This is a genomic window from Rhodococcus sp. MSC1_016 (assembly GCF_023667485.2).
In the GTDB taxonomy this organism is placed as follows: Bacteria; Actinomycetota; Actinomycetes; order Mycobacteriales; family Mycobacteriaceae; genus Rhodococcus_F; species Rhodococcus_F oxybenzonivorans.
This window is the reverse complement of the sequence record NZ_JAMOZI020000001.1, coordinates 848,698-874,948: the sequence shown is the minus strand read 5'-3', so window position 1 is coordinate 874,948 and position 26,251 is coordinate 848,698. Positions and strand designations below refer to the sequence as shown.

29 protein-coding genes and 1 pseudogene are annotated in these 26,251 nt (G+C 64.6%); 10 read left to right on the top strand and 20 right to left on the bottom strand.

Features of this window, described 5'->3' with window-relative positions; all coding sequences use genetic code 11:
• Positions 1-283: 283 nt before the first annotated feature.
• Together L1080_RS03965 and L1080_RS03960 are read right to left on the bottom strand one after the other, a co-directional pair.
• Positions 284-1,210 (bottom strand): hypothetical protein, encoded by a 927-nt coding sequence (locus tag L1080_RS03965; protein ID WP_250776645.1) that lies wholly within the window; start codon positions 1,208-1,210, stop codon positions 284-286.
• A 1,086-nt stretch (positions 1,211-2,296) separates the two neighbouring features.
• Entirely contained in the window at positions 2,297-2,500 is a 204-nt protein-coding gene (locus L1080_RS03960; RefSeq protein WP_250776644.1) for a hypothetical protein, read from the bottom strand.
• Positions 2,501-2,920: 420 nt separating this feature from the next.
• Here L1080_RS03960 and L1080_RS03955 point away from each other — a divergent pair, with 420 nt between their 5' ends.
• Together L1080_RS03955 and L1080_RS03950 are read left to right on the top strand one after the other, a co-directional pair.
• Positions 2,921-3,625 carry a hypothetical protein gene (locus L1080_RS03955; protein WP_250776643.1) on the top strand — a complete coding sequence of 235 codons (705 nt, stop codon included), beginning with the start codon at positions 2,921-2,923 and terminating at the stop codon, positions 3,623-3,625.
• A gap of 46 nt (positions 3,626-3,671) precedes the next feature.
• Positions 3,672-4,214 carry a hypothetical protein gene (locus L1080_RS03950; RefSeq protein ID WP_250776642.1) on the top strand — a complete coding sequence of 181 codons (543 nt, stop codon included), beginning with the start codon at positions 3,672-3,674 and terminating at the stop codon, positions 4,212-4,214.
• A gap of 385 nt (positions 4,215-4,599) precedes the next feature.
• Here L1080_RS03950 and L1080_RS03945 read toward each other — a convergent pair whose 3' ends face one another.
• Positions 4,600-4,923, bottom strand: a complete 324-nt coding sequence (locus L1080_RS03945) for a hypothetical protein (protein WP_250776641.1) — start codon at positions 4,921-4,923, stop codon at positions 4,600-4,602.
• Positions 4,924-5,183: 260 nt separating this feature from the next.
• Here L1080_RS03945 and L1080_RS03940 point away from each other — a divergent pair, with 260 nt between their 5' ends.
• Complete coding sequence (locus tag L1080_RS03940; RefSeq protein WP_159925342.1) at positions 5,184-5,471, top strand: hypothetical protein; 288 nt, start codon at positions 5,184-5,186, stop codon at positions 5,469-5,471.
• A gap of 173 nt (positions 5,472-5,644) precedes the next feature.
• Here L1080_RS03940 and L1080_RS03935 read toward each other — a convergent pair whose 3' ends face one another.
• Positions 5,645-6,151, bottom strand: a complete 507-nt coding sequence (locus L1080_RS03935) for a hypothetical protein (protein ID WP_250776640.1) — start codon at positions 6,149-6,151, stop codon at positions 5,645-5,647.
• A 535-nt stretch (positions 6,152-6,686) separates the two neighbouring features.
• On the opposite strand from L1080_RS03935, the gene L1080_RS03930 reads away from it, so the two are divergent.
• A complete protein-coding gene (locus L1080_RS03930) occupies positions 6,687-7,448 on the top strand; it encodes a hypothetical protein (RefSeq protein WP_250776639.1) in 762 nt (253 codons plus the stop codon).
• A gap of 106 nt (positions 7,449-7,554) precedes the next feature.
• The gene (locus tag L1080_RS03925; RefSeq protein WP_250776638.1) at positions 7,555-8,316 is read left to right on the top strand and encodes a hypothetical protein; all 762 of its coding nucleotides are present in this window, start codon (positions 7,555-7,557) and stop codon (positions 8,314-8,316) included.
• A gap of 70 nt (positions 8,317-8,386) precedes the next feature.
• Here the strand turns inward: L1080_RS03925 and L1080_RS03920 are convergent, their stop codons facing one another.
• Positions 8,387-9,034 (bottom strand): hypothetical protein, encoded by a 648-nt coding sequence (locus L1080_RS03920; RefSeq protein ID WP_250776637.1) that lies wholly within the window; start codon positions 9,032-9,034, stop codon positions 8,387-8,389.
• Positions 9,031-9,549 (bottom strand): DUF6578 domain-containing protein, encoded by a 519-nt coding sequence (locus L1080_RS03915; protein WP_159925338.1) that lies wholly within the window; start codon positions 9,547-9,549, stop codon positions 9,031-9,033. Before L1080_RS03915 ends, L1080_RS03920 begins: the two co-directional genes overlap by 4 nt.
• 822 nt (positions 9,550-10,371) lie before the next feature.
• Here L1080_RS03915 and L1080_RS03910 point away from each other — a divergent pair.
• On the top strand, positions 10,372-10,656 hold the full coding sequence (locus tag L1080_RS03910; RefSeq protein WP_159925336.1) for a hypothetical protein: 285 nt from the start codon (positions 10,372-10,374) through the stop codon (positions 10,654-10,656).
• Positions 10,657-10,715: 59 nt separating this feature from the next.
• On the opposite strand, the gene L1080_RS03905 is transcribed toward L1080_RS03910, so the two are convergent.
• Complete coding sequence (locus tag L1080_RS03905) at positions 10,716-10,949, bottom strand: GNAT family N-acetyltransferase (protein ID WP_374435669.1); 234 nt, start codon at positions 10,947-10,949, stop codon at positions 10,716-10,718.
• A 261-nt stretch (positions 10,950-11,210) separates the two neighbouring features.
• Between L1080_RS03905 and L1080_RS03900 the strand changes: the two genes are divergently transcribed.
• On the top strand, positions 11,211-11,513 hold the full coding sequence (locus tag L1080_RS03900; RefSeq protein WP_308202207.1) for an RGCVC family protein: 303 nt from the start codon (positions 11,211-11,213) through the stop codon (positions 11,511-11,513).
• A gap of 394 nt (positions 11,514-11,907) precedes the next feature.
• Here the strand turns inward: L1080_RS03900 and L1080_RS03895 are convergent, their stop codons facing one another.
• A complete protein-coding gene (locus L1080_RS03895) occupies positions 11,908-12,213 on the bottom strand; it encodes a helix-turn-helix domain-containing protein (protein WP_043790214.1) in 306 nt (101 codons plus the stop codon).
• A 5-nt stretch (positions 12,214-12,218) separates the two neighbouring features.
• Positions 12,219-12,575: a type II toxin-antitoxin system RelE/ParE family toxin gene (locus tag L1080_RS03890; RefSeq protein WP_250776635.1), complete on the bottom strand. Its 357-nt coding sequence runs from the start codon at positions 12,573-12,575 to the stop codon at positions 12,219-12,221.
• A gap of 806 nt (positions 12,576-13,381) precedes the next feature.
• Here L1080_RS03890 and L1080_RS03885 point away from each other — a divergent pair.
• Complete coding sequence (locus L1080_RS03885) at positions 13,382-13,684, top strand: RGCVC family protein (RefSeq protein WP_308202206.1); 303 nt, start codon at positions 13,382-13,384, stop codon at positions 13,682-13,684.
• Between the two features lie 458 nt (positions 13,685-14,142).
• On the opposite strand, the gene L1080_RS03880 is transcribed toward L1080_RS03885, so the two are convergent.
• Both L1080_RS03880 and L1080_RS03875 read right to left on the bottom strand, forming a co-directional pair.
• Positions 14,143-14,778, bottom strand: coding sequence for a cysteine hydrolase family protein (locus L1080_RS03880; protein ID WP_250776634.1), 636 nt, complete (start codon positions 14,776-14,778; stop codon positions 14,143-14,145).
• A 56-nt stretch (positions 14,779-14,834) separates the two neighbouring features.
• Positions 14,835-16,361 carry a permease gene (locus tag L1080_RS03875; protein ID WP_250776633.1) on the bottom strand — a complete coding sequence of 509 codons (1,527 nt, stop codon included), beginning with the start codon at positions 16,359-16,361 and terminating at the stop codon, positions 14,835-14,837.
• Positions 16,362-16,846: 485 nt separating this feature from the next.
• On the opposite strand from L1080_RS03875, the pseudogene L1080_RS03870 reads away from it, so the two are divergent.
• Positions 16,847-17,092, top strand: a pseudogene (locus tag L1080_RS03870) (protein kinase domain-containing protein); the annotation flags it as partial.
• Between the two features lie 198 nt (positions 17,093-17,290).
• On the opposite strand, the gene L1080_RS03865 reads toward L1080_RS03870, so the two are convergent.
• The 9 genes from L1080_RS03865 to L1080_RS03825 all read right to left on the bottom strand — a co-directional run bounded on the left by L1080_RS03865 (position 17,291) and on the right by L1080_RS03825 (position 24,378).
• Positions 17,291-17,476 carry a hypothetical protein gene (locus L1080_RS03865; RefSeq protein ID WP_250776632.1) on the bottom strand — a complete coding sequence of 62 codons (186 nt, stop codon included), beginning with the start codon at positions 17,474-17,476 and terminating at the stop codon, positions 17,291-17,293.
• Positions 17,477-17,523: 47 nt separating this feature from the next.
• Positions 17,524-17,964: a RidA family protein gene (locus tag L1080_RS03860; RefSeq protein WP_250776631.1), complete on the bottom strand. Its 441-nt coding sequence runs from the start codon at positions 17,962-17,964 to the stop codon at positions 17,524-17,526.
• Positions 17,957-19,549: a gamma-glutamyltransferase family protein gene (locus L1080_RS03855; RefSeq protein ID WP_250776630.1), complete on the bottom strand. Its 1,593-nt coding sequence runs from the start codon at positions 19,547-19,549 to the stop codon at positions 17,957-17,959. Before L1080_RS03855 ends, L1080_RS03860 begins: the two co-directional genes overlap by 8 nt.
• Positions 19,546-19,908, bottom strand: a complete 363-nt coding sequence (locus L1080_RS03850) for a Rieske (2Fe-2S) protein (RefSeq protein WP_159925322.1) — start codon at positions 19,906-19,908, stop codon at positions 19,546-19,548. The genes L1080_RS03855 and L1080_RS03850 overlap by 4 nt, the downstream gene beginning before the upstream one ends.
• Positions 19,909-19,937: 29 nt before the next feature.
• Positions 19,938-21,380 (bottom strand): aldehyde dehydrogenase family protein, encoded by a 1,443-nt coding sequence (locus L1080_RS03845; RefSeq protein WP_250776629.1) that lies wholly within the window; start codon positions 21,378-21,380, stop codon positions 19,938-19,940.
• Positions 21,377-22,618 (bottom strand): NAD(P)/FAD-dependent oxidoreductase, encoded by a 1,242-nt coding sequence (locus L1080_RS03840; protein ID WP_250776628.1) that lies wholly within the window; start codon positions 22,616-22,618, stop codon positions 21,377-21,379. Before L1080_RS03840 ends, L1080_RS03845 begins: the two co-directional genes overlap by 4 nt.
• 16 nt (positions 22,619-22,634) lie before the next feature.
• Positions 22,635-22,991, bottom strand: a complete 357-nt coding sequence (locus L1080_RS03835) for a Rieske (2Fe-2S) protein (protein WP_159925316.1) — start codon at positions 22,989-22,991, stop codon at positions 22,635-22,637.
• A gap of 69 nt (positions 22,992-23,060) precedes the next feature.
• Complete coding sequence (locus L1080_RS03830) at positions 23,061-23,780, bottom strand: TenA family transcriptional regulator (RefSeq protein WP_159925314.1); 720 nt, start codon at positions 23,778-23,780, stop codon at positions 23,061-23,063.
• Positions 23,781-23,931: 151 nt separating this feature from the next.
• The gene (locus L1080_RS03825; RefSeq protein WP_250776627.1) at positions 23,932-24,378 is read right to left on the bottom strand and encodes a GlcG/HbpS family heme-binding protein; all 447 of its coding nucleotides are present in this window, start codon (positions 24,376-24,378) and stop codon (positions 23,932-23,934) included.
• 179 nt (positions 24,379-24,557) lie between these two features.
• Between L1080_RS03825 and L1080_RS03820 the strand changes: the two genes are divergently transcribed.
• On the top strand, positions 24,558-26,249 hold the full coding sequence (locus tag L1080_RS03820; RefSeq protein WP_250776626.1) for a PucR family transcriptional regulator: 1,692 nt from the start codon (positions 24,558-24,560) through the stop codon (positions 26,247-26,249).
• Positions 26,250-26,251 lie beyond the last annotated feature (2 nt).

Here is a 26,251-nt window from a genome sequence, read left to right as displayed (position 1 = left end):
GAGACCCTTGGCGGAATTCACGGCGAGTGGCGGGCCGGTGGCGGATCCGCCATCGTTGTGAGACGCCGGGGTCAACGGACCGCCGAACGCCTCAATTGCCCGGCTCTAGATCACTCGGGGTGTCCCGATTGACGCCCCGAAAGCAAAATCATCACCGGACGGGTCAAACGGGAACGCGCAGCTCAGGGAGTCTCGGTCAACGCCCCCTTCCGGAGATGTGCCGATCAGCGTTCCGCCTACGGGTCACCCATATGGAGCGGTTGGCTCAACAACCATGTTCCAGCTAAGAGACCTGCGCGATGATGTCCTCGGACGCTTGCAGGGCGATGTGCTCGTCGATGAGTACACGGCGGCATCCATCGATCTCGATGAGTACCGGCAACGGTTCGACATCCTCTGGCCCGGCTAGCGTCACTGTCGTGCCGGCCGTGAGGTTCGCGACCGACAAGCACTCGTTTGCGGGCGGGAGCGAGAAGAACGTCTGCCCCAGGCTGTCCTGGAGTTCTTCGGCTCCCGCGAAGGTGATACTCCCGTCCGGATCGGTGGTGTAACGACAAACTGCGCTGCGGACCCAGTACTGGTCGGCTACGAGGTGATCACTACCGATTTCTGGCGTCACCCGACGCGTGCTGCATCCCATCAGCTGTTGCAGCGAATCCGGCGTGTGGCGGACGTAGTGTTCGATCCGATCGACCTGGACTAGTTTTTCGATCTCGCGGAGTCCACCGATCTTGAGGAATCCACAGTCGTCGACAGGGTAGGACGGGCGTAGTGCGCGACCGTGCGCGTCGATCAGCCACAAGTCCGGTATCGGTGCCAAACTCGGCGTTCCGCAACTGTTCTGATCCAGACGTTGGCCCTCAGACGGGGAATTGAGCTTGTCGATTGCCGCAGCGAAGTCGCCCTCCCATCGGTGCTCGGCAAAGCTCCCGGTGAGATCAGCGGCGATCGAATTCGCGAGCCATTCGTCGCAGGTAATGGCCGCGACCGGCTCGAAATCCGACGGCACCGTTCCTGAGCGCGGTGCCGGCGCCCCCATCAATTCGGTCGGTGGAGTGACGCCCAGCAGTTCGCTGCCTTGCGGCATTCGACAGACCGCAGCGTCCACGATCTCGGCAGGATCGCGATCAGGGGCTGGTCCACGGATCAGACTGCATCCGCTCATTAGTGCCGTCAGCGCGACCACTGCGGTGAACAGGCGACGGTCCATGTTGTGCACGCTACCGTCGACGAACATCGCGGGCCGCTGCATCCGAGCGGCCGCCAATCAGCGCCACATACCGCCCGTAAGCGCGGATCAGCACGGTGCTCCAGCTCTGCGAGTACCGCCCACTGGTCGATAGGGATCCCTGATCGGTCCGATCATCGATCGCTGACCGGTCACCGATCCCCGAGGTGGAAAAGCCTGGCCGGGCGAAGGAGCACAGCGCGAGCAACCACGGCGAGTGCTTTCAGTCGGTCACTGGCCCAGGGTGGGTGTTGGCCCATGCGCGATCGAGATCTGACGGGCTGCTCTCAGCCGTGGGCTGAGTAACGAGAACGAAGTTCGGTCCGAGCCATGTACGTGAGACGCGATTACGCCAACCCGGTGTGCTATTCGAGGCAGCCGACTCGAGAGCGTCCAACGGGGCCAGCAAATCCCGCATATGACTTCGAACGAGGAGCGCTGCACCAGCAGCCCCGAGTCTTGTGTATCGATATACCGGAACGATCCCCAAGTACTCGAGTCGCGGTGTATCCGGCTCGTCCCACGCAAACTTGACGAAGACGCTGTTATCCAGCACTGCGATGTCGATCAGACGAAACCACCTCCACGCTTCCGCGTCGTAATACGGCCGCCCCGGGGAGGAACTCGGTTTATCGCCTGGGCGGGTGTACGGGTGCCAGCCTGTTACGTCGGATGGGTCCCCTCCGGGGACACCTGCCAGTGGGTCGTCGACTCGAGCTACCTCCCGAAGGAGGGCCGAGCGGACCGCAGCGATCAGGTCACTCGTCAACGGTGCGGGCGCTTCGCCAGTGGTCATCGCTCCATTGTCACTGTGAATCACGTAGTTGAATCCTGCGAGCTGGCGGACACCGATAGCGGATCGCCTTGACGAACTGTTCGCGTTTGGCGTCAGATCGGCGCGGACGTCTCCAATGCCTAAGCGCACGTCCGTCGGCGAGCGAAGCGGCGCCGGATGTGCCAGCCGCGGTTCATCGGGTGGATTGGCTTCCCGAATGGCAGCGATGACCCGACAAGAATGGGGTGTCTCGGAGGAAGCTTGAGAGCCACTAGTCCGATCGGTTTCCGGCTTTATTCGTTGTCTTGGATCGAGACGTTTTCTCGTTCACCCCGTATCGCTGAACCGCCGATGTTCTGGAGTGGGGCGTTCGGGTCTTGGCCAGCTTGTGAATCCCTGGCCATGTCTTCGATCGTTTTGGGGCCATCCCCCTCGATGATCGGCTCTTCCGGATCGACGTCATCCCATTCATCGTCCGGACCAGCTACGTCGGTCATGGAAGTGCTGTCCTTTCCAGGAGCAGGGGTCGGGTCTGCAGAAGCTGAATGACTTATCGTAATGGCACAGACCACGACCCCGCCGGCGAGCAAGACCGCACACACTGTGACCAACCGTCGGCGTCCCAGTTCAGTCCGCGGCATATGCGTGGCCCGGGCATAAGAGATCCGGGCCCATTCCGCTGCCGTGAGCCATCGTCGAACAGGCTCGGCGTTTACCGTCTCGGCCGCTTGTACCGACACCTCGCGGTCTCTCTGCGGTTGCCCGCTGGCGGATCCCTATTCGGGGACGAGCACCGAGCGCTGCCGGCACCGTACTGGCGCCGCCCTTCTCCCGGTGCAGGTTCGTCACCGGGACCACCGTCAGGGACTGGCGTGCGACGATAGAAGAGATAGATCAGCGGGCCTGAGGGGATTGGTATGACATCAGAATCCGGGTCACCTGAGGGCCAGAGCATCCTCTCTACGCTCGCTCGCCGAGCCATGAGCCTGCCGGGGCGTCCGGGCAAGGGCGATCACGAGTACGTCGCCTACGACGCTGTGAACGCCAGCACTGGCCACAAGTTGGAGTCCACCGGCGAGCTCTCCCTGATTCACGAGGGATATGCCAATAGCTCGGTGGCGACCTGGACCGCTCCGGACGGGAGACACCGGATCGACAGCACCCGAAATGGGAAACCAAACCCCCACAATGGTATCCATGGACCCGAGGACGGGGCCCCTCGCACCTTCTTCGCGAGAGAACGACCCCTCTCCGCGTATATAGACACCACCAACTCCTACCTGATACTGAACGATGTCGCCCGAATCTGGCAACGTCAGCACATCCCTGACTACATGATGGTCGCGGTCCTAGAAGAACTTGCAAATCGCTCGGATGTAATCGTGGAAGAGCATGCTGTCGACGACGCGGGCCGCGCCGGCATAGCCATCAGTGCTCAGGCGGTCCACTACAACAGGCTCCAGCGGTACACCCTGACGCTTGACCCCCAGACACTCCTGCCGCTGGCCGCGACAAACTACGAGCAGAGGACTCGCCCGGATGGCACAACTGAGTGGAAGCTGCGCAGCTCGGTCCTATGGCGTCAGGTCGGCCACGTCGAGTCACTGAACGAAGAACTCTGAGAGCCACAAGTCGATGGTTATCCGGATTCCGACATACCATCGATAGATGGGCCGCCGCTCGGCGTTCGACAAACCCGCGCTCACGCTCGCGAACGACCTTCAGCGCGTCGGGCGCCCAGACCTGCACCACCGCATCGTCGAGGCCCTTCGCGATGATCCACTCACCGATGATCACGTCGGCGAGGTCCAGGAACGACTGGTCGAAGTTCTGAACGATCCACGAGTCGCCGAACGTGACAAGAACGAGGCGAGACGACTCATCGCCGTGGGTGACGATCTACTCGGTGCGATCGGGCGGTGTGGAGTGGTGCACATGACCTGGCGGCGGATTCCGACTAGCGAGCCCGGGCCGGTGCAGTGGGCTCGACCTGTTCTTGCCGAGGACGAGGGCATCTACCAAGGCTCCTGGGGCGGCGAGGAATCGTACGAGTTGTCTCCGGAGTTCACCTCGCTCGACGAAGCGCTCATGTGGGCACGCGTCCGAGCGCCCTCGGTGATTGTGCGCCCGTGGTGGGACAACGGGACCGAGTACTGGGCCGGTGACGGCCCACCACCTGAGCGCTATCGCGAGCTCGAGCGTCCGCACTGACTCGGGTTCCTCGATGTCGTCCCGAAGCCCTATCGCTGATCGGGCCCCTCGACTGCCGCCGAGTTCGCCACCGACCGGACCGGCCCCGCCACGTCTGGGACCCGTCTCATGACTAGGGGTTATCAGCCCGCGTGCTGCTTCTCCTGGTCAGCCAGGCACCCCGGACGAGCATCAGCAGGCCTAAACCGACGCCCCATCCGACTTCCGAGAGCACCACGCCCACGCCTGCCTGGCCGGTGATGTCGGTGCTGGCGTGCGTTCACACTGAACGCGGTCGTGAACCCTGCCGCCGTGCCCGCGGCGGCAGCCAGACCGCCCGCTGCCGCCCAGCGGGACAGGTGCGCCGCGGCGAGACACGCCAAGACCACTGTCACTCCACAGGCGATCACTTGCCAGGTGGGGAACTGTGTCGGTGCGGGCAGTCCGGGCCTGCGAATTCTCCTTGGTAGTCGGCGGACCAGCTCAGCCAGCCCGCGCAAGACAGGAATCCCAAGGGAAACGCGACTAGTCCAGTGGCCCACAGCCCCAGTCGGCCAACTCCCGTCTGCGTTCTACCCACACCTGCTCTGCCCTGGGAGCGTTGCAGCCCGTCCCGCTCGGACCGCGCGACCGACCAGATGATGCCCGCACCGATCATGGTGGGCACACCAACGAATATGAATACCATCCAGAGGAACTGTGACCACGAGAAGTCGAAATCGACTGTCATGGCTGGAGTATGCACCCACGCGACGCCGCTGATGGTGATGTCGGTTGCCCAGCGACGTAATCCGGCACCGTAAGCGGATCCGCTTACGGGATCGAGCTGGAGCGGCACAAATTCGGAGAAAATGCCCGATCGCCGTTCCTGCCGGCGGTCTCTAGCGGTTCGTCGTTGTTGTTGCGTTTGCCCGTGTAATCGTGGATGTTTCGTGAAGCACGGTTACGGGGATCCGACAACGCGACATCCGACTGAGAAAGGTGATTGCCATGAGCGAATGTGCATTCGTCGCGGTCTGGTCGATGGACCCGGCCAAGTCGGCAGAGCAGGAGGCTGGACTGCATGAGACGATCGTGCCGCTGACCAAGGCGCAACCAGGCTTCATTGAGGGCCTCTGGGCGCGCGATGACACTGATGCGATTGCGTGCATCGTCTTCGACACTGAGGAACACGCGCGAGCCTTCATGGGCCTCGTCCAGACGGACCCCGGAGGGCGAGGCCCGGCAGGCGTGAGCAACCGGAGTATGCACGTGCTTCCTCGGCTGACCCGGGCTTGAAGCCTGATCCACCGGTCACGGCGGTCGGTTGTCACTTCGACACTTTTTTGCACGTCCCGTATAGCCGATAGCCGATCCGCTTTCGGGACGAGCGCAGAGATCTCGAGGGTGCGCGCTGGCGCGCCGATCTCGTCCCGGTGCAGGTTCGGCTTCGGGACTGCGAAGTCCAAGGCCTAAATGGATTCTTGGACGCGTCGTACATCGTCTTCGTCCATCGCTGAAATTGTCATCAATCGCCACGTCCATCGATCGTCCGACCACTCGGTTGAGTGTGGGTATCGCTGCGTGAGTTGACGATCGAGCAGTGTGGGTTGCGCGCCAAGGGGCCACCGAGCCAGTGACGCGTGTCCGTTCACGTGAAGACTCATCACAAGTTCACCAGTGTCAGGGTCTCCGCTGATCGGAGTGAAGGACACTCCGGTCGGCCAGTACCGCGGGGTTGCACCTTCAGCCATTTCGTGGACCTGTCGGAGATGCTCGGGGTCCCGGCTTCTTTCCTTCACAGTCGGCGGTGCGATAGCACCTTCCCAATCGAATACCTCATCGGGAAGGTCCTCGTAGGTATTGACCTCGGTCAACTCGGCGTAGAGCTTGTCGCTGGAAGATCCCGTGCGGAGAATGAGTCCTGTCTCGTCGTCGATGACGAACTCGATGCTCTCCTCGTGCGACGTCGAGTTCATGAGCATTGACCACGCGCGCCGGCCATTCACAACGGTTTCGATGGGGGACCTGGCGGGTGTTGTGTTCTTACTGAGGGTGGAGGGCGAGAGGAAAGACTCGGGTCCTACAAACAAGAGAGGACTGATTGGTTTCAGAATGTGAAGTTGGATATGACCTGTGTTTCGATGCATCTCACCGTCACGCCAACTGAACGCGAGTTCGCCGTTCCGGATCAAGATCGGCTGACCCGATCTTTCGATACGCCATTGATTACCGGGTCCGTGCCAGAATTCCCATGTGCCCTCGTCGACGTCGCCCGTGCGAGTGACGTATCGGTAGATCAAGGACGCCGAGGTATAGAGCATGTCGCTGGCCGCATGACGGCCCATCAACTCGACCCACGATGGAGTGCCTACGGTCATACTCTGCAACGATACGGTCGAGAACCTATGTCTGGTCGCAGGAGCGATCCTAGACCGGTCATCGATCGGTTATCGCTCAGTCTCCTACGTGGCTGTCAGTACCCGGATCTTCGCGATGTGGTGCAGTAGGACCATGGCCTGGGATCCCGAAACGACTGATAGCCAGGACTGGGCCGAGCGCGGCCTCCGATTGGCAGCCGATACCACCGCCGGCACCTGGATCGTCGAACACGTGCACAACTTCGACCACACTGTCGCCGCCCTGGTGCCACCAGTGTTTCCCGCGTACGCCCGGATCTTCCACCCCGCGACCACCCCTGACGACGAGCCTGTGCGTTGGGCAGCTGTCGCCGCGGCCAACGGCACCGTCGCGCACCCCGTCATGGAATGGGGATCCATCGTGGGTAGCTGGCACACCAGCGAACAGGAGGGTCTGTGGCACGACGCCCCGGTCACCGGCTCGTTGCCCGCGCGAACAACACGCGCGCTGGCCGACATTCTTCGACGGTTCACGTCCACACCGGAGCTGTGCTGGTTCGCCCACTGGGAAGGATCCGGATTCCTCACCGTTCCGTCGAACTACTCGTATCTGCCCATGCCCAACCGCAGGATGGCCCTGTTCTCGGGAGGAATTGATCTGGCTGATATCCGGTTCGGGGCCAATAGGTGGTTCCCGGATGGGATGAGCCCGCATTTGTGGTGGCCCGATGATCGGGCATGGTGTGTGGCGACGGACATCGACCTCATGACCACGTATGTGGGAGCATCGCGCGATTGCGTAGATGCCGTTGTCGCTGCCGGCGACCTCGAAGCGCTGCCCGTGACACCCGATCAGAGAGTCACCTGGGACAGCGACACAATCAACCCGCTGCCTTCCAGTCCGTCGGGCCGGTGACCCACCCGCAAGTCCTGATCGACACCGGATGACGATCCCCTTTCGGTCAGCATTGTGTCCAATCAATGGCAGTACAGAGCACTGAGGCCTGTGGTGCCATGGACCGATGGCACGAGATCCCGAACCGACTGACGATCACGACTGGCAAGAGCGCGGCCTGCGGATGGCTGCCGATGTCGGGCCCGGGATGTGGATTGTCAAGCACGTGCACCGGTTCAACGAACACGCGATCGCGTCCCTGGTGCCACCAGTGTTCGACTCATACGCCCGAATCTTCCATCCTGCAATGGCCATTGACGGCGAGCCGGTCCGCTGGACCGACGTGGCCGTCGCCAATGGCACCACCGCGCATCCCGCCATGGAGTGGGGGTCCCTTGTAGGAAGCTGGCACACCCCCGAACAACCGGGCGTATGGCAGGAGGCACCTGAGCAAGGATCACTGCCGCCTCGGACCGCACGCTCCTTGGTCGGCGTCCTCCGACGCTTCACCCAGACACCCGATACCTGCTGGTTCGCCCACTGGCAAGGATCCGGCCGCATCACCGCTCCCGAAAACTATCCCCGCCTGCCGATGCCCAGCCGAGAGGACATGGTCCTGTTTTCTGGAGACATCGATCTCGCCGACACTCAATTCGGCGGCGGCATGCTGGGGATGAGCGCGCATCTGTGGTGGCCCGAGGATCGCGCGTGGTGCGTGGCGACCGACATCGACCTCATGACGACCTACCTCGGTGCGTCAGCAGAATGCGTCGAGGCCGTCCTCACCGCCCCCGAACTTGAAGCACTCCCCGCGACCTCCGATCAGAAGATCACGTGGGACAGCGACACAGTCAACCCGTTGCCCGGAAGTCCATCATCGGGATTCTGACCTATGCGGTTGTGTGCACCGGTCCACCTGCACGGGGAGGACCGCTGACCGGTCACCGATCCGTCACTGGTCAGTATTGGCGGACGAGTTCGGGGTGGCGGGCACGGAGATAGAGTCCGCCGAACGTCGGACATTCGTCGGCGATCCACGTCCACGCTCGCTGGTCCCACTCGGCCAACTCGCTGAGGGCGTCCGCGACCGTGGTCGTCCCGTTCGAGCTCTTGCGTAGTACGACGGTGGGGTCGTCCCAGTCGATCGCGGCGGCCCTCCTGTCGAGGGGACTGTGTCGGGCGATGATGTCGGCGTCGATCGTCTCGGAGAACCGTCCCTGCTGGATCGCGCGTTGGAAGTCGTTATCGACGGCAGTGGCGATGTCCAGCGACGCGACAAGCCAGGTGCGCGGCGCCGCGGTCGAGGCGACCAGTACGGCGGCAACGGGTATCGGATCGCGCGCAGTTGATGAGCGGACGCCGCCGAGCACCACGGCGGTGTCGTCGTCCTCGACCACCGCAACGGGCGCACCGTCAACGCCCAGGCTGTAGCTCCCGCTCCGGTAAGTGAATGCGGGATCGCCGCTGCGCGAGAGCAGTTGGTCGAGTAGTTGACCGGTGGATCGCCGCGCGATCGTCCATCCATCCTGGCGGGCGATGCCGTCCACGAGCTGGCTGACGGCGCCGATGACGTGTTGGCGTCGTGGATCTGCGAGTCGATTCCTCATGGGCGCATCACCGCCAGCTCCATGAGGACCCCGGTCTCGATGCATCCAGTGCTGTCGAGGTTGTTGGCGAACCACTTGGGACTCGCGTGGATACGCCGCAGCAGCCTCGCGTCGGGGATCGGTTGCCACTGGCCGGCGATCTGCTGGTATTCGACGATCTCCAACTGTAGGTCGACAACGAGTCCCGTCGTGGGGCGTATTCCATCGGGCACGGTCGGCCCGTGACGGGTGCCGGAGAAATAGCCGAACACGGCGTTTACCTGCGGTGTGTCGGTGGTTGGCCAGTAGGCCTCGATCCCGCCAGAAGTGATGAGGTGGGTCCGTCGGCTCCAACGGGCACCGTCAGGCAGGGACCTCCCTCGTTCGGATGCCAACTCGATGAAGGTCAATGCCCACGTGGTGTCGTATCCGACGACGGGAGGGACACCGCAGCATTCGATCTCCCAGTTCTCCACGAACACGGAGATGAGGTCGGCGCGTGTGGGGACTGGGGTCGGTTCAGTGAACCTGTGCATGTCAGGCCCCGAGTACTCGGGAACCGCGGCACGAACACCGCGGACTCGGGGTCACCTCCGACCACTATCACGGATCAACAGGCTTTCGGTCAAGGATCCTGCTCCGGACGCGGCGGCGTGCTCAGTATGTGTCTGGTGGGACGCCCGTTTCTAGATTGATCGCCGTAGGACCTCCTGATTGCTGTCCGCGCAAGCGGGGATGCAGACGCTCGATGCCGACTAACCTGGGGTTATGGAGCACTACGTGCGTAAGGAACCAATCCCGTACGAGTCTGAGCCCGCGCCCGACCGGAGACGCTGGTTCCAGAGGATGGCGTTTCGAGACCTCCTCCGTGGCCTCCGACGACTTCTCCATGACCGGAAATCGAGCCCATATTCGTCGGTCTCACCTCGGCGCATGGACGGGTCCCATACCGACGTCTTTCCCTTCAACAGCAGCGGCGGTGGAGTAGGCGGCGGACTATAAGGCCTGCGGCACAGAAGATATCGCCAGTAGAGAATCGGCGTACGGAACGAGCACCGACTGCTGCCGGCATCCGACATCGCCGAACTCGTCTCGGTGCAGGTTCTTGAAGTGGAACCAGGCCAACCGCGATTGCGGTCGGATGATCTCTCTGGAAACCTCGAGGAACTTGGCGTTGACGGATCAGCTCCACACGAAGAGCCAGCCAGCGTGATCCTCTCTGGAACGCTCACAGAATACTTCTAATGGAAGGTGATCCGCGGGTGGCAAGCGGCTGATCCATCGGCGCCGGAAGGCAACCTCTCGACAGCACCGACCGTTCCGGCGAAGACTGAATGAATTCGTAGAAAGGATCCGTCATGCCAGTACTTCGCGTGGAACATGCGGTCAGCGACTTCGATGCGTGGAAGAAACTCTTCGACGACGATCCGGTGGACCGCAAGGGCTCGGGCGTTCAGCGGTACCGCGTCGGACGATCCGTCCGCGACCCCGCTTTCGTGACCATTGACCTGGAGTTCGCGACCACGGAGGAGGCCGAAGGACTGCTCGAGAAGCTACACACCCTGTGGGCCGGCCCGGGTAAGGCAGTTATGCGCGACCCCCGCGCGCAGATCATCGAGACGGTGGAGGACGTCACTCTCTGACGTCGTCCCGGGGATTCACGTCGAATGGCCGAGTCATCATGCGCTAGTGACACCGGAGGTCAGGGGTTCCAGACCATCGTTTGCTGGTGCACCCGTCTGCCGTTGTCGCGCAGGCCGGGCACCAGCGGCGTCGGGCCGTGTTCGGTGAATCCCATCCGCCGGAAGAACCGCACCGCACGGGTGTTCTCCACCAGGGTCTGCAGATAGCAGCCCGGCGATCCGGATGCCACGAGCAGGTCGAGCCACCGTTGCATGAGCTCAGCCGCGGCGCCGGTACCGCGGGCGCTCGGCAGGACGTTGATGTGTTCGGCCGGGTCGGTGAGGGTTCACCGACCGCCTCGAAGATTCCGCACGAAGCATCGAGGACTCGTTCGGGTGTAAATGTGACAGGATCACCGAGGGTCGAAAAGGGTCGTCGGAACGATGTGAACCGCCGACGCGTCCCGCAATACGGTCCGTGCGCTGACACCTCTGCTATGTGAGGGTCGTTCACGCGCGGAGCCAAAGGGGCGGCGGGGAAGTGTAGCCTCGTGGATGTCGAGGGTCATTCGAATATGCGCGGTCAAGCCATGTCGTCCTCGGCGCCCAAACCGGCCCGAAGTCAAAGGTCCGAGAACTGGAGCGCCGCGATGGCGTCGAACCCGACCAATGTGTCGAACTCTCTAGCGGTTTCCAAGTCATCTAGCCCTGCACGGGCACTGGAATCGACGCTGTCCTGCACGGCATGTCCGCACAGCCCCGATACCCACGATGCGCTCGGTATTCGGTTTTGCGCCGTGACCTCGGACCGAAACCTCGACCGAAAGTGCATCTGCGCTGGCGAACAGACGACTGGACAGTGCTACTCCCGGTACTGAACGAGAAGTTCACCCAAACGGGAGCGTCGCTGGCGGAACCCGGAGCACGGCATGTTTGGTGGATTTAAGGATCTCGAATTCGCCAGGTTCTCCGCCCACGCCGCTCCAGCTCGGGGCTGAGCTGGCAACCGGCCCTGTGTCAGATCAGGACCATGACGGCGATGAGCGCGAGCAGTGTCGCGACGTTAGCCATGGGACTGTGCGGCCCCGCCACAGGGCAAGGCCGAGCGCGTCGATCGCGATTGAACACCGGGGCGCTTTCTGCCATCCGGTCGTGTCCCGGTCGTCCGGTGGTCTGTTGCATCGCGCAGGACGTCACTCGATGAGCGTTAGTCGATCCATCAACGGTCGTCATTCATGCGGACCGCATCGCGGCTGTCCCAGGTCGTCGGTATTACGCGATCTGGAAGCGCTCGTCGCCGAGTTCGACCTCGACGCGTAGGGCTCCGCCGACGGCTTCGACATACCGGCGCAACGTGTCGATCTGCACACGTTCGAGGTCGCCGTGCTCGATGTTGGACACGCGGTTCTGCCCGACTCCGAGCCGCTCGGCCAGCTGTTTCTGTGTCATCGCCACCGATTCACGCAGCTCCTGAAGTCGATACGCACGCACCTCGTCGATCATGCGGGCCTTGTGTGCCTCGACTGCGCCGCGATCGACAGGACGCTCGGCGAGCATCTGCTCAAGGCTCTTTGCCATCGTGTTCACCTACCTTTCAACTCGTCGAGATGGGCCGCGAAGCGGTCATCGGCGATCGGGATGTTGAGCTTGTACCAGGTCTTCCATTGTCCGGCCTTGTTGCCGGCAACCAGTAGGATCGCCTTTCGTTCGGGGTCGAACGCGAACAGCACCCGCAGCTCCGAGCGGCCACTGGACCCCGGCCTGAGCTCCTTCATGTTCTTGTGACGGGACGCCTTCACCGCGTCGACCAAGGGGCGGCCGAGCTGCGGTCCGCGCTCCGCGAGTAGCTCGAGTGCTGCCACCACCTGCTCGTACGATGACTGATCCAGTGCCAGCAGCCACTCTTCGACCAGCCCCACCTCTACGGTCCATTTCCCCACCGCGTGAGAGTATCACTCCTAGATGATATCACTTTTGTGTGATAGCTTGGCTCGACAGCCGGGCGGGGATTGTGGGTTCCCGGACGCGGTGCGACCGGGGCGGAGTGCTTCCGTTCAGCCTACGAGCATGACTTGCCGATCGCTCCCGCTTGGCGATCGTTTATCGGTGACGGAAGTCAGACGTCGCGCCACTGGGCTCATAGTGCGCCCAGTCGCCGTAGTGTGTGAAGACAACCCAGGAGTCCCCATTCCATTCGACGGCTCGTCCAGTACGCATGTACACGCAGCGGCCATGGCTCCGGGTCTGGGCGGGCGACTGGTCAGGGGAGCACATCTGATGGCCTTGATACGGACTCATCTCCCGTTCGTCGACGTGGAGGTACCTCCCATCGAGGTTTCCACCTTCGAACGCACATCTCATATGCCGACTCTATGGATGGACCAATAGGAAGGCCAGCAGAGTCCCTTTCGGCGGCGGTCGGTTGGTTCCCGCAAGCGGATCGCTGACCGGTCGTCGATTTGCTCGCGGGAATCACGTGTCCGCCAGCGTGTTCTCGGGCGAGACCGTTCCGCTGGTTGTTCCGCTTACGGCGAAGATTCCGCACGAAGCATCGAGGACTCGTTCGGGTGTAAATGTGACAGGATCGCCGAGGGTCGAAAAGGGTCGTCGGAACGATGTGAACCGCCGACGCGTCCCGCAATACGGTCCGTGCGCTGACACCTCTGCTATGTGAGGGTCGTTCACGCGCGGAGCCAAAGGGGCGGCGGGGAAGTGTAGCCTCGTGGATGTCGAGGGTCATTCGAATATGCGCGGTCAAGCCATGTCGTCCTCGGCGCCCAAACCGGCCCGAAGTCAAAGGGCCGAGAACTGGAGCGCCGCGATGGCGTCGAACCCGACCAATGTGTCGAACTCTCTAGCGGTTTCCAAGTCATCTAGCCCTGCACGGGCACTGGAATCGACGCTGTCCTGCACGGCATGTCCGCACAGCCCGGATACCCACGATGCGCTCGGTATTCGGTTTTGCGCCGTGACCTCGGACCGAAACCTCGACCGAAAGTGCATCTGCGCTAGCGAACAGACGACTGGACAGTGCTACTCCCGGTACTGAACGAGAAGTTCAGCCGAACGGGAGCGTCGCTGGCGGTACCCGGAGCACGGCATGTTTGGTGGATTTAAGGATCTCGAATTCGCCAGTTTCTCCGAACCCACGCCGCTCCAGCTCGGGGCTGAGCTGGCAACCGGCCCTGTGTCAGATCAGGACCACGACGGCGATGAGCGCGAGCAGTGTCGCGACGTTAGCCGTGGCAGCGGATGTGCGTCCCGGTCAGGTGGAGTTCCCGACGCAATACGTCGACCAGCGGTATTGCAGGATCTGAACGTAGTTTCAGCCTCGAACCGTTGATCACGGTGGGCACACCATCATTTTGATCATGCATCGAGATTGCCTTCTTCCAGAGCGCTGTTGATCGCGGACCGCGATTGGCCGAGACTGAGAGCGGCGTAGTTCCAGGCTCGCCCCGCGGATCGGTCGGGGCCCGGTGTACCGGTCGGCGATGCTTCAGCCGTTCACGATCCCGGGAGTGCGGTCCAGAACGACTCGAGCTTCTCGGCGGTGATCACGGTGCCGAAGTTCTGTGCGACGACGGACACCGAAGCGTCGTGGGCTGTTCGGCTGTAGGTGGCAGCGCAGTCTTCGACGAGCGAGACCCAGTATTCGTGAAACAGCGCGCTACGCAGACTCGACTCGACACACACCTCGGTGGCGACGCCGGTGAAGAGCAGGGAATCGATGCCGAGGGAACGCAGGGTGAGGTCGAGGTTGGTGCCGACGAATGCGCTGAACCGGTACTTCGTGATCACCACGTCGCGTTCCTGTGGAACGGCGGCGTAGTAGTCTGCCCCGGGTGTTCCTGTGCGGCAGGTAATTCCGGTTCGTGCCGCGTCCGGTCCCTCGCCCACGCGGCCGAGCCACTGGGGTGTATCGGTGGTTTCGTCGTGCAGGGTACGTACAAAGATCACCCGGACCCCGGCCGTGCGCGCGGACGCGATGAGGCGGTCCAGTCGCGGAGCCATCGCCACGGGGGCGGTCACGTCGAAGCCCCTCTGTGCCAGCGACCCGTCGGGAGAGCAGAAATCGTTCTGCATGTCGATGACGATCAGTGCGCAGCGTGCGGGGTCGTAGCGGAACGGGACCGAGCTCATTCGTAGTGTCCTTTTCATGTCGGGGTTGTGCGGAAACCGTGTTCGGCGATAAGTCGCTACCAGATGACGACGGCGGCTCCGGTAGCCAGCAGCAGTCCGGCCATCACCGGGACGACGAGGTGGCGGACCAGTTCGGCAACCGGTATCCGGCAGAATCCGGCGACCACCACCAGTGATGACCAGATCACGAGGGTTCCCCCACCCGTCCACGTGGCGCCGTTCTGGGCGATGGCCGCCAATGTTGCGGTGTCCATCCCGGACTGCGGGGCCAGCGCGGCAGCCAGCCCGCCGGTGAGGGGTAGACCGGCCCACCCCGAACCGTCGAGACCGACCGCCATACCGATAAAGAGCATGCTGAACGCGACGAATACGCCGTTGTCGGGGATGTACGGCTGGACCCGTTCCACCGTGTCGAAGAGGAAGGCCGGACCGGCGGTGGCGTCGTCGAGTCCGAGGATGGCGCCCGAGTAATCGGGAATGCCGATGTACACGAAACCTGCGACGGGAAGGATGATGCCCATTGCCCTGAATGCGTACGACAGACCATCGATGAAGTGGGTGGCGCAGAATTCGAGAGCCTCGGAGCGTCGTGACGTGACGGTCACGAGCGCCATCATGATGATTGCCGTACCTCCCACCAGGGACGCGCCCGCCCCGTCCTCCCAGGGGACGAGGTCGGTGAAACGACCGACCAACATGTAGGCCAGGACGGCGACGAACGCGGCGGGCACGCCGATCGCCCAAGCACGGGTCAGCGTCGGACGATCGGTGATTCTCGTTCCGTCGTCCTCGAAACCGGGCAGGTCCTCGTCGAGCACGTCCGTGACAGTGGGTGAGACCGCGACCCGCGGGCCCGGCGCGAGACCAGCAGACGTGCCACCGGGCGTGCCACCGACACCACCGGGGCGAGGTACGGTTCCACCGATCGGGTCGGTGCCCGGAACTGCGTCCGTACGCATCCTGCGGCGGACGGTCAGGAAGTAGGCGAGCACCGCCGCGGTGATACCGACGATCAATGAGATCACCAGGGCACGGTCGGCGATGTCGTCGGCGGGAACGCCCGCGCCGCTCGCGGAAATCGACGGCGCAAGGCCGATCACGTAGTCGGAGGCGATCGACATCCCCTGGCCGGAGATCGCGAGAACCACCGCGGCACCGAGCGGCGGCAGACCTACCTTGATCGCGGCAGGAAGTAGGACCGCACCGATCAGGGCCAGTGCCGGGGTCGGCCAGAAGAACAGCGAGAGAAGATAGGTGAAGACGAACAGCACGATGTACGCGACGCGACCATTGATCATCCACCGGCTGACGGGGCGCACCATCACCTCATCGGAACCGATGGTCCGCATCGCCGCGAGCATCGAGGTCACCGCGGCGATGACGATAAAGATCTCGAACAGTGCGGTACCGGAGGTAATGGTGGCCCGGAACACTGACATGACGGCATTCGGGACGCTGCCGCTGTACGCCAGTGCCGTGGCAAATGTCGCGAGCACCGCGGGGATCATGACGTTCTTGCGTAGTGCCATGGCCACGATCAGCGAAGTAAGGCCTAGTAAGAAGACGATCTGCGCAGCACCCACGTGCGACTCCTTGTATCGAACTACCTGCGGCGAGTACCTCGGAAATGTGCGGGTGAGGACGGCCGAGTAGCGACGAATGTTGGGTCGCGACGCGGGGCGCCGCAGCCCGGTTGTCGCATGATCCTGGCCTGCCTTTGCCGTGTCGTCAACGTCAAAGTGACTATCCGCGAGCCTGTTCGATGTGCAAGGTGCGCAGAAAATGACAACCGTATTTCGGCTTCGGTCGGTCGTGTGAACGTTTAGAGTGTTCTGCGGCTTCGTGGGCCGGCGTCGACGGCGAGTTCGTGAGCCAGGCGGTGTCCCCTCGTGGTTCGGAAGGCACACGAGATGCCGCCCGTGTCCGAGGAAGAGGGGGCGTCCCGGGACACTTGCGGCGGATGGCCTCCCGGCCGAGAGGTGACCGGTCAGGGGGCCTGGCTGCCGTGGGGCTGCCGGGCCCGCGCGCAGCGTAGGTGCGGGGCGCCCACTGATGTGCGGACTGCGCGCAGCGCGCTGCGGGCAAGCTGACCGGGCACCCCAAAGTCGACAATGTTCTCCACGTCGGCGTGACCGACAACGGTCGGCCGTACATCGTCATCCCGTACCACGCCCAGGACTCACTCGACACGCGGATCCGCCGTCACGGACCGCTCCCGCTCGACGAAGCGTTGCGACTCGGGGTGAAGATGGCCGGTGCGCTCGAGACTGTCCACCGCCTCGGGATCCTGCACCGTGACGTCAAGCCCGGGAACAAACACCCTCGACGACGTGAGCCGCCTGGAGGTTGCCCGCCTGTGCCAGCGGCTGGACGGCATCCCTCGGGCAATCGAAGTCGCAGCGGTCCGGATCAGGTCCCGTCCCCTCGACCGCATTCTGTAACGTTCCGCGATCCATCACGACGTTGGAACCTTCGGCCACGAACTTCAACGTATCCGCGATGCGCACGCCGATCAGAACTGGGGAATAGCGACTGCTACGGGCGCTGATTGCCGCGGCAAAAGCTCTGGTGTGATCAGAAGGCACTGTGCCAAGATGACACGCTCAAGGCTCGCCGCGAACAGGTTCGTTTGGATCAGCGCCGCTTCTGCAAGCATCACGTCGCCCATTTTCGAGTGCGAAAGATCCGACTTTGCCAAGTCGGTGTCCTCCAGATCGGCGCCCGCACAAGTCGACTCCGTCGGGTCTATGCAGAGACAGCCACAGTGAGCTCTATCTCCACCGGTGCGCCGGACGGCAGGGCGTACACACCGATCGCGCTGCGGACCGGCAGCGCGTCGGGTCCCAGGCATTCGACCAGCACGTCGGAAGCGCCGTCGGCCACCGCGGACAACTCGCGGAAGTCCGGGGCACACGCGACGAAGACGCTCATGCGCAGGCATCGTGAGATCGCCGCCGTGCCGCCCGCGGCCGCGGCGACGGCGTCGATCGCGTTTCTCGCCGCCAACCTGGCCGCCTCCCGGGCCCGCGGGATATCCAGGTCTCGCCCGACGACACCGGTAACCGTCAGCACTCCGTCGCGGCGTGGCGTCATCCCGGCGCTGTACGCGATCCCGTCGTGCACGACAGCGGGAATGTAGCGGCCCTGGGGTTGTGGGGCGGTGGCGACGGATTCCTGCTCAGACACCGAGCGCTATTCCTTCCTGGCGGGGGTCGGCGGCGCCGGACAGCAGGCCGCGCGCTGCGTCGAGGGAGATGATCTGGGCGCTTCCGCCTGCGGCCCACGGACCCTGCAGTGCGACGTCGTGACCGAGGCGCGCCAACTCGGTGCGCACCTCCCCCGGAATGCGGGACTCGCACCGCAGTTCCGCCGGGCGACCGACCACGTCGGCGTCGCTTCCGGGGAAGACCGTGAAACGAGGCGCCGCGACCGCCTCCGCCGGGTCGAGCCCGTGATCGAGCAGATGCGAGATCAATTGCATGTTCCACTGCACCTGGCCGTCCCCGCCCGGGGTGTTGCCGACGTGCAGGAGATTCCCGGCCGTATCGGTGATCACCCACGCGTTGAGGGTGTGCAGCGGCTTACGTCGCGGCGCCGCGGCGTTGGGATGTCCCGGGATCAGGTAGGCCCCGCGGCCGTATCGGTTGTTCAATGCGACTCCGGTGCCGGGAACCGTCATCTTGGCGCCGAACGTGAAGGCGAGCGAGTGGATGAAACTGACGGCGCGGCCGTCGGAGTCCACCGCGACGGTCGAGGTGGTGTCTCCGGCGCTGACGCTGAAGGCGCCCGCCGACGCCCGGCGGCCGTCCAGTCGCTCTCTCGCCGCCCCGATTGCGGCCGGCTCGAGCACGTCCTTCCACCCGTCGTTGCCGCTGCCGCAGCTCGCGAACCGGTCCTCGAACGCCAGACGGGCTGCTCTCGCCATGCGATCGACCGCCGGAGCGGTGAGCCACGGGGAGAAGCCGACGACGCCGTCGTTCAACGCCGCCTGCTGGAGCACCATCCACCCGGGGGTGGGCAGGGGTGTCTGGTGAACGACCGCGCCGGCGTAGTGCCCGCTGATCGCCGACTCCGGTCGCACGTCGGCGCCTGCCGCCCACTCGTCCCCGCCGAACGGTGCCCCACCGGCGCGGAGCGCCTCGACAGCCTGCCGAGCGAACGAGCCGGTGTAGAAGCCGTGCACGTCGCGCGCCAGAGCGCGGATGGATCGGGCCAGGTCGCGCTGCGGCAGCAGTTCCCCGACCTGCGGCAGCCGCCCGTTCGGGAGATACACCGCGCGCAGGCCGGGGTCGGCGGCGATCGCGGTCTGCGCTTCGCTCACGTCGTCCCGGGTCTTGGCCGAGCAGGGAAGTCCCTGCTCGGCCGCGCGCACGGCTGGTGCCCAGAGATCCGTCAGCGAGCGGGTGGCGCCACCCGCGTGCAGCGCGCCGAGGGCCGCCGGCGCTCCGGGAACCGCCACCGCCAGCGCTCCATCGAGGGGAATCGACCGCAGCCCACGTTCGGTGTAGAAGTCCACGTCACCGCCGTCGGGCCCGAAGCCGCTGCCCCCGACCGTCCACACCGATCCGTCCGGTTCGCGGACGACGGCGAACGCGTCACCGCCGATTCCGCATTGCCCCGGCAACGTCAGCCAGGTCATCGCGGCCATGGCCAGCGTTGCGTCGATGGCGTTGCCGCCGTCGGCCAGTACTCGGGCACCTACCGTGCTCGCCGCGGGATAACTGGACGAGACCATGCCGTCGGCGGAGAGTGTGGGCGGTCGAGGATTCACTTCATGCACCCCCGCCCGGCTCGCCGGCGCGGGATGGAGCTGGTGTCCTCGGGGTCGATGCCGACGAAGATCTCGCCGTCGCGTTCCTCGACCGGGTAGGTCTTGATGGCCACCGTCGCCGGCGGGCACACGGGTTCCCCGGTCTCCAGATCGAATACGCTTCCGTGGCAGGAGCATCCGATGCCGTCGTCGACGAGTTTCCCGGACGAGAGCAGGCAGTCCAGGTGCGTGCAGTAGTTGGAGGTGGCGTATGCCTTCCCGTTCAGGCGGGCCACCGCGAATTCGTGTTCGCCGGCGAAGAAGCGGCGCACGATGCCTTCGGCAACCTGTCCGGAGCGCGCAATGCGAGTGAATTCCATGGTCTTCTCCCTCTGTGGACAGGTACGTCTCAGGCCGAAGGGCTGAGGTAGACGGTCTTCTCGGCTTGGTAGAACTGCATCATCGAGTCGCCCGCCTGTTCCTTGTGGGTTTGCGTGCTCGACGCCTTGTATCCGCCGAACGGCGCGTTCATGCTCATGCCGGTGGTGGGCTGGTTGATCTTCACCAGGCCCGATTCGGAACGGCCGGCGAAAGCGAGTGCCTTGGTCACGTCGTTGGTGACAATTCCCGCGCTGAGTCCGAACTCCGTGTCGTTCGCGAGTGCGACCGCCTCGTCGAATCCGGACGCTCGCAGGAAGACCAGCAGTGGTCCGAACACTTCTTCCGTGACCACCCGCATGTCGGTGCTGCCACCGGCGAACACGGTGGGGACGGCGAAATAGCCGTTCCCACTGTCGAGACTTACTCCGCCGCAGGCCAGTTCGGCGCCTTCATCATGGGCGATCTGTACGTACTCGAGAAATTTGGAGAGCTGCCCCGCGCTCGCGAGAGCCCCCATCCCCACACCAGGGTCGGCGCCCGGGCCGACGGTGATCCCCTTTGCAAGCTCCACCACGCGGTCCAGCAACCGGTCGTGGATCGCGTTCACCGCGATCACCCGGCTGGTGCCTGTGCACGCTTGCCCGGCCAAACCGAAGGCGCCCTTGACGATCAGTGCGGCCGCCTTGTCCACGTCGGCGTCGCCCAGGACCACGACGGGGTTCTTGCCGCCCATCTCCAGCTGACTGCGGCGAGACGGGCCCACTGCCGCGTGGATCGCGCGGCCCACCTGGGTGGAGCCCGTGAACGTCACGGCGTCGACGCGTTCGTCCGCCGCGACCGCGGCACCGGCACGACCGGAACCCTGGACGAGGGCGAGGGCACCGGCCGGAAGTCCCGCGGCGAGCAGCGCCTCGACCAACCGCTGTCCCATCAACGGTGTGAGCTCGGACGGTTTGAACACCACCACATTGCCGGCAGCCAGCGCCGGTCCGAGTTTGCGCGACGGAATGTTGAGGGGGAAGTTCCACGGGGTGATCGCCCCGACGATTCCGACGGGTTCGCGGAGGGTGATGACGAGTCCCTCACCCGGGGTGGGGTACGTACTGCCGGTGGTGCGGAGCGCCTCACCCGCGTAGAAGCGCAGATTCATCGGCGTGCGACCGACTTCCATGGTCGCCTCGGCGCGGGTCTTGCCCTCCTCCCGGACGAGTTCGTCGACGAGTTCGGCTGCGCGCGCCTCGAGGTGCGCGGCCGCGGCCTCGAGGATCGCCGCGCGGTGTTCCGGGGGCGTCGCGGCCCACTGCGGCGCCGCCTTGTCCACCGCGCTGACGGCGGCATCCACGTCCGCCGCGGTCGAGTCCGGGAATACGCCGATCACGTCGTCGTGGTCGGCGGGGTTGCGCCGCTCGAACGTCGCTCCGGAAGATGACGGGACCCACTGCCCGTCAATGAAGTTGAGTCCCTCGATCATGACACCGTCACCAATTCCTCGTCGTCCTCGTCCATCAGGTCGAACAGATCGACATCCTCGTCCGCCAACCGGGTCGGCGCGATCGACCTGCCGATCAGTTCTCTGGCCGCGCTGATCTCGTCGCCGCGGTCGAGCGCGAAGGCGCCGCGCACGACACCGCCGTCCAGGTAGAAGGCGGTGAACTCGCCGCCGTCGGCGCTGCCCCGGAGAACAAGGTCGGTGTAGCGGGCGGTGCCGGCGAACTGAATGTTCTTACCGAACTGATCGGACCAGAACCAGTGCGCGGGGTCCACCACCCCGACGCGTCCGAGCATCAGGTTCGCGGTCGCCGCCCCCTGCTTGCTCGCGTTGTCGAAGTGTTCGACGCGAACGTGTCTGCCTGCCACGTCGGAGAATCGCGCTGCCACGTCGCCGGCGGCGTACACGTGTGGAACCGATGTCCGCCCCTGCGCATCCACGAGGATCCCGCCGTCGACGGCCAGTCCGGAAGCCTGTGCGACCTCGACGTTGGGGACGATCCCGATGCCCACCACCACGACGTCGGCCTGAATTACCTCCCCGCCCTCGAGGTCGATGAGTACGCCGTCGGGTCGGGTCGTCACGGTGTCGACCCGGACGCCGCCGCGGACGGTGACTCCGTTCTCTCGCTGCAACCGAGTACAGACGTCGCCCATCTCGGGTCCGAGAATTCGGGCGAGAGGAACCGGGTCCGCCTCGAGAACGGTCACCTCCGCCCCCAGGGTTCGTGCGGTGGCGGCAATTTCGAGTCCAACGAAGCCTCCTCCGATCAGCACCAGGCCGACACCGGGACAAAGGTGGGCGGCGAGCCGTTCGGCGTCGTCGATTGTCCGCAGATAGTGCACCCGTTCGGGCGCTGGACCGCTCACCGGCATCGTGCGCGGCCTGCCGCCGGTGGCGACGAGCACGGCATCGGCCGCAAGTCTCCGGCCGCCGGACAGTTCGACCGACCCGGCGCTCACGTCGATCCGCGTCACTGTCGTGCCGGTGAGGAGTTCGACGTTCTGCTTGTCTCGCCACGCGTCGGGAAGGAGCATTAACGATTCGCGATCCTCCTGCCCGGCAAGGAATTCCTTGGACAGCGGCGGGCGCTGATACGGCGCGTGCGGCTCGTCGCCGACGAGGAGGATCCTGCCGTCGAACCCTCGGCGCCGCAGGGTGCGCGCCGCGACGGCAGCGGTCTGGCCGGCGCCGATGGAGACGATGGTGTTCAACGTCATGGGGTCACTCGCTCTCTCAGTCGACTTCGGCCGGCGAAGTCGTGGTCTCGGCGTAATCGGGGCTTCGGGTGAGATCCACGTAGACGACGTCATCCTCGACCTTCACCGCGTAGGTCGGCTGGCACAGGTCCTGGTCCTCCTCGTAGCCGGTGTCGAGGTCGAACGCCCACTGGTGGCCTGGGCAGATGACCCGCCCGTGCAGCAGGGTTCCTTTCGCCAGTGACCGATCCTGATGGATGCACAGATCACGAAAGGCGTAGATCCGGTCGTCCGCCTGGAACAGGGCGACCGCGGTGTCCCCGACCTCGACGCGAAGCTTCCGGTGGCGACCGAGCTCACGCACGGTGATCAGCCGGGTCCAATTCGTCTCCATCGTTCTCTCCTGTCGGGCGAGATACCCGCGTCCGGAGGGGCCCCGATGTGGGCCCCTCCGGACGCACGGTCATGCGGTCGCGAGCTCGAGGTCGGTCGCCACGTAGGTGTCGTAGAGACCCTTCGTGTACGAGAAGCGCATCTCGGCGCCCCACTGCACGAGTTGCAGGCAACGCTGTTGCAGCTGCGGGGTATCCGCATGGTCGAGCACGATCTGGTATCCACGCTCACCGTGCACGACGTCCGACGTGATGTGCAAGTCGAAGAACTCGATCTCGTCCTCGGTGAACCCGTACACCTCGCGCAGAGGGATGATCTGCTTCTTGTAGATGCTCGGAACCTGAGACTCGAGTCCGACGACGAGCGCGGCGGTGGCCACGACGAAGTGTTCACGCTGCGACACCGCGTAGCACCAGGACTGGAGTCCGCGGGTGATCGCGTTCATGTTCGACGGATCCTCGACTCGTTCCTTCGTGGTGCCGCACGCCTCGGCAAACTTGATGAGGAGGTCGGTGTGCCGAATGTCGGCCAGTTCCTCCTCGTACATGTTCTGGAGGGTGAAATCCTTTGCATTGGTGAAGGTGTCGGGGGTATTCGAGTAGATGTTCGCGAGGTAGTCAGCGAAGGGGCCGACGTAGTGGTAGTGGTTCTCCGCCCACCGCGCGAAATGATGCTTCTCTAGCTTGCCCTCGGCCCACGCCTTGCTGAACGAGGCGTTCTTCGCCTCGCGGCCCTTGATGGCGTTCTCCAGAGCTGCGCGGAATTCGTCCCTGCCTAGAAGTTCGGTCATGATGTGCCTCGTCTTCCTCGAGTATGAGATTGGTTGGGGATGCTCCGACTGGAGTGGTTTCGACGTTATCGACTCGCGGCCTGCCCGACGACGGTCGAAGTGACTGCGTTGGAACGGTTTCGATGTGCAGGTTGTCGGCACATCGTGGCATTCAGTTGGGTACTGCGGCGAGGGCTTCGAACTCGGCCAGCATCGCTGCTCCGACCGCCTTGTCCTGCTTGCCGTTTCCACCGCTGATACCGACGCCGCCGACGATCTGGCCGTCGAAGACGAGGGGAAATCCGCCGACGAACACCGCGAACTTGCCCGGCAGCATCTGGCTGATGCCGAATGCCTCGTTCCCGGGCAACGCGGGACCGTCGGGGGCCTCGTTGAACAGGTGCGTTGCCCGCTCGTGGCCGGCCGCGGTGAACGCTTTGGCGATCGCGATGTCGACGCCGGTCAGGCGCGCTCCGGGCAGTCGGTGCAAGGCCAGCACGTTGCCGCCGTCGTCGCAGACGCACAGGGTCTGCTTGACGCCGATTTCCTCGGCCTTCGCGCGGCCCGCTGCGAGCAGTGGAAGTGCGTCGTCGAGGGTGATTCGGTGAACCTGGTGCATTTGTCTTCTCCGTTGCGTATTCGGGAGGAAGTGATGCACCGATTTCTATCACCGGCATAGCCGGACGAACCATGGTCAAACTATCCGGCAATTTCGGCGAAGTCAGGGCATAGTGCATAGGAAGTGCAAGCGCGCGCTCCGCCATACTGCACTTTTCGACACACCCGAGGAGGGCCGTAGTGGACGACACCACGACACCGAACGCGGAGGACCAGCGACTGTCTTTAGGCGGCCTGCTGGAAGAACCCCTGCTTGCGTCGGCCCGGCTGCTGTCCGGCACGGATGCGCTGCGCGGCCCGGTGACGTGGTGCCTACCATGGGGTGAGGTGATGAGCCGGCCCGACTCGCTCGCCGAGGTCGCTGTGTATACCCGGCCGGAAACCCTGTCCTCGCACGGGCGTGAACTCGAATCACTGGTGGCACGGGGTGCCGGGGTCCTTCTTGTCGACGGGTCGGCGCCCGCCGGCACGGTCTGGCCGGCCGGACTCACGGTCGTGGAGCTGGGATTTCCCGTCGGGTTCACCGCACTCAACCGGCTCCTCGCCGAGCGCGCACTCACCCAGGAAGCGCACGTGATGCGCTATGCGCTCACCGTGCACCAGTCGCTCGCCGGGTTACTGCACCGCGGAGCGGGTCTGCCCATGCTGATCCGCGAGGTCGCGACGCTGACCTCGGACGTCGCTGTCGCCCTGGACGTCCGGGGACGCCTCCTCGCGCACGCGGGTCTACCGGACGCCGAGGACGCGGGCACCGTCGCCCTGCTGGACGCTCTCGCGGACGACCTGCCGCGGCTCGAGGAATCGCCGCCGGCACGGATGCACAACGTGCACGTGTTGCGCCTGGAGCATCCGGATGGACTGTTCGCACCCACGACGGCGGTCGCCGGGGCCATGCAACTCGCAGGCCGTTACGAGGGCTGGGTCGTGGTCATCGTGCCCGGCGTGAACCCCCGCAGGCACGACATCGCGCAGCACCGGGTGGTCGTCGAACAGGCCGGGACGATCATCGGCACCGAGATGCTTCGGCAGCGGAGCGTGGACGAGGCCGAGGAGCGAGCACGCGGCGACTTCGTCCAGGCCCTCGTGCACGGCAACTTCGCCAACGACCACGACCTGCGGACCCGGGCCGCGCTGCACGAGATCGATCTGGACCTGCACTACATCGTCTTCGTCGCTCCCGGCCTCGTCGACCGGGCATCGGGACGGCCCGGCGCGAGCATGGTCCGGTTGGCCCGGTACGCCGCCGGAGTCCTGCCGCGTCCGGGCGTACGTTCTCACGTCACTGTCATCGGCGACGTGCTCGTGGTGATCCGATCGCTGAGTTCCGCCGACGCGCCCGGCGTCGAATCCGAGATCAGCGAGTACGCGCACGCCATGTCTCTCGATCTCGAAGCTCGTTTGGGTCAGCGGATTCCGGTGGCCCACGGACGTCCGGCGGCGGGCGCCCGCGACATCGGGGAAAGCTATCGCGAGGCCCGGATCACGCTGGGCATCGCCCAGCGACTCGGGCTGTCCGGTTCGGTGGCCTACAACGACCTGCGGGGCTTCAGCGTGCTCGCCCGCGCGACCGATACCGACGAGAGCCGCCGGCTCATCCGTGACGTCCTCGGCCCCCTTCGGGCGTCGAATTTGCACGCCGACACCGAGGAGTTGCTGTTCGCCTACCTCGAGGAGGGCGGCAACATCAACGCGGCGGCGCGGCGCCTCCGAATCCACCGGAACACGATGATCGCCAAGCTCGATCGCACGTCACGGCTCATCGGCATGGACATCCGGGAACCCGAGAACCAGTTCACGCTGTGGCTGGCGCTCCGTCTCGATCTGCTTTCCCAGGTGCAGGCCACCGTCAACCACGAGATCGTGACCCGCTAGCT

Bases quoted from the DNA above. Each gene is read 5' to 3' on its own strand.
- L1080_RS03840 (WP_250776628.1), bottom strand. From the start codon at position 22,618: ATGACGTTGAACACCATCGTCTCCATCGGCGCCGGCCAGACCGCTGCC.
- L1080_RS03945 (WP_250776641.1), bottom strand. From the start codon at position 4,923: ATGACAGTCGATTTCGACTTCTCGTGGTCACAGTTCCTCTGGATGGTA.
- L1080_RS03835 (WP_159925316.1), bottom strand. From the start codon at position 22,991: ATGGAGACGAATTGGACCCGGCTGATCACCGTGCGTGAGCTCGGTCGC.
- L1080_RS03925 (WP_250776638.1), top strand. From the start codon at position 7,555: ATGGCACGAGATCCCGAACCGACTGACGATCACGACTGGCAAGAGCGC.
- L1080_RS03935 (WP_250776640.1), bottom strand. From the start codon at position 6,151: ATGAACTCGACGTCGCACGAGGAGAGCATCGAGTTCGTCATCGACGAC.
- L1080_RS03950 (WP_250776642.1), top strand. From the start codon at position 3,672: ATGGGCCGCCGCTCGGCGTTCGACAAACCCGCGCTCACGCTCGCGAAC.
- L1080_RS03955 (WP_250776643.1), top strand. From the start codon at position 2,921: ATGACATCAGAATCCGGGTCACCTGAGGGCCAGAGCATCCTCTCTACG.
- L1080_RS03910 (WP_159925336.1), top strand. From the start codon at position 10,372: ATGCCAGTACTTCGCGTGGAACATGCGGTCAGCGACTTCGATGCGTGG.
- L1080_RS03965 (WP_250776645.1), bottom strand. From the start codon at position 1,210: ATGGACCGTCGCCTGTTCACCGCAGTGGTCGCGCTGACGGCACTAATG.
- L1080_RS03900 (WP_308202207.1), top strand. From the start codon at position 11,211: ATGCGCGGTCAAGCCATGTCGTCCTCGGCGCCCAAACCGGCCCGAAGT.
- L1080_RS03915 (WP_159925338.1), bottom strand. From the start codon at position 9,549: ATGCACAGGTTCACTGAACCGACCCCAGTCCCCACACGCGCCGACCTC.
- L1080_RS03850 (WP_159925322.1), bottom strand. From the start codon at position 19,908: ATGGAATTCACTCGCATTGCGCGCTCCGGACAGGTTGCCGAAGGCATC.
- L1080_RS03920 (WP_250776637.1), bottom strand. From the start codon at position 9,034: ATGAGGAATCGACTCGCAGATCCACGACGCCAACACGTCATCGGCGCC.
- L1080_RS03845 (WP_250776629.1), bottom strand. From the start codon at position 21,380: ATGATCGAGGGACTCAACTTCATTGACGGGCAGTGGGTCCCGTCATCT.
- L1080_RS03960 (WP_250776644.1), bottom strand. From the start codon at position 2,500: ATGACCGACGTAGCTGGTCCGGACGATGAATGGGATGACGTCGATCCG.
- L1080_RS03940 (WP_159925342.1), top strand. From the start codon at position 5,184: ATGAGCGAATGTGCATTCGTCGCGGTCTGGTCGATGGACCCGGCCAAG.
- L1080_RS03930 (WP_250776639.1), top strand. From the start codon at position 6,687: ATGGCCTGGGATCCCGAAACGACTGATAGCCAGGACTGGGCCGAGCGC.
- L1080_RS03895 (WP_043790214.1), bottom strand. From the start codon at position 12,213: ATGGCAAAGAGCCTTGAGCAGATGCTCGCCGAGCGTCCTGTCGATCGC.
- L1080_RS03880 (WP_250776634.1), bottom strand. From the start codon at position 14,778: ATGAGCTCGGTCCCGTTCCGCTACGACCCCGCACGCTGCGCACTGATC.
- L1080_RS03885 (WP_308202206.1), top strand. From the start codon at position 13,382: ATGCGCGGTCAAGCCATGTCGTCCTCGGCGCCCAAACCGGCCCGAAGT.
- L1080_RS03830 (WP_159925314.1), bottom strand. From the start codon at position 23,780: ATGACCGAACTTCTAGGCAGGGACGAATTCCGCGCAGCTCTGGAGAAC.
- L1080_RS03825 (WP_250776627.1), bottom strand. From the start codon at position 24,378: ATGCACCAGGTTCACCGAATCACCCTCGACGACGCACTTCCACTGCTC.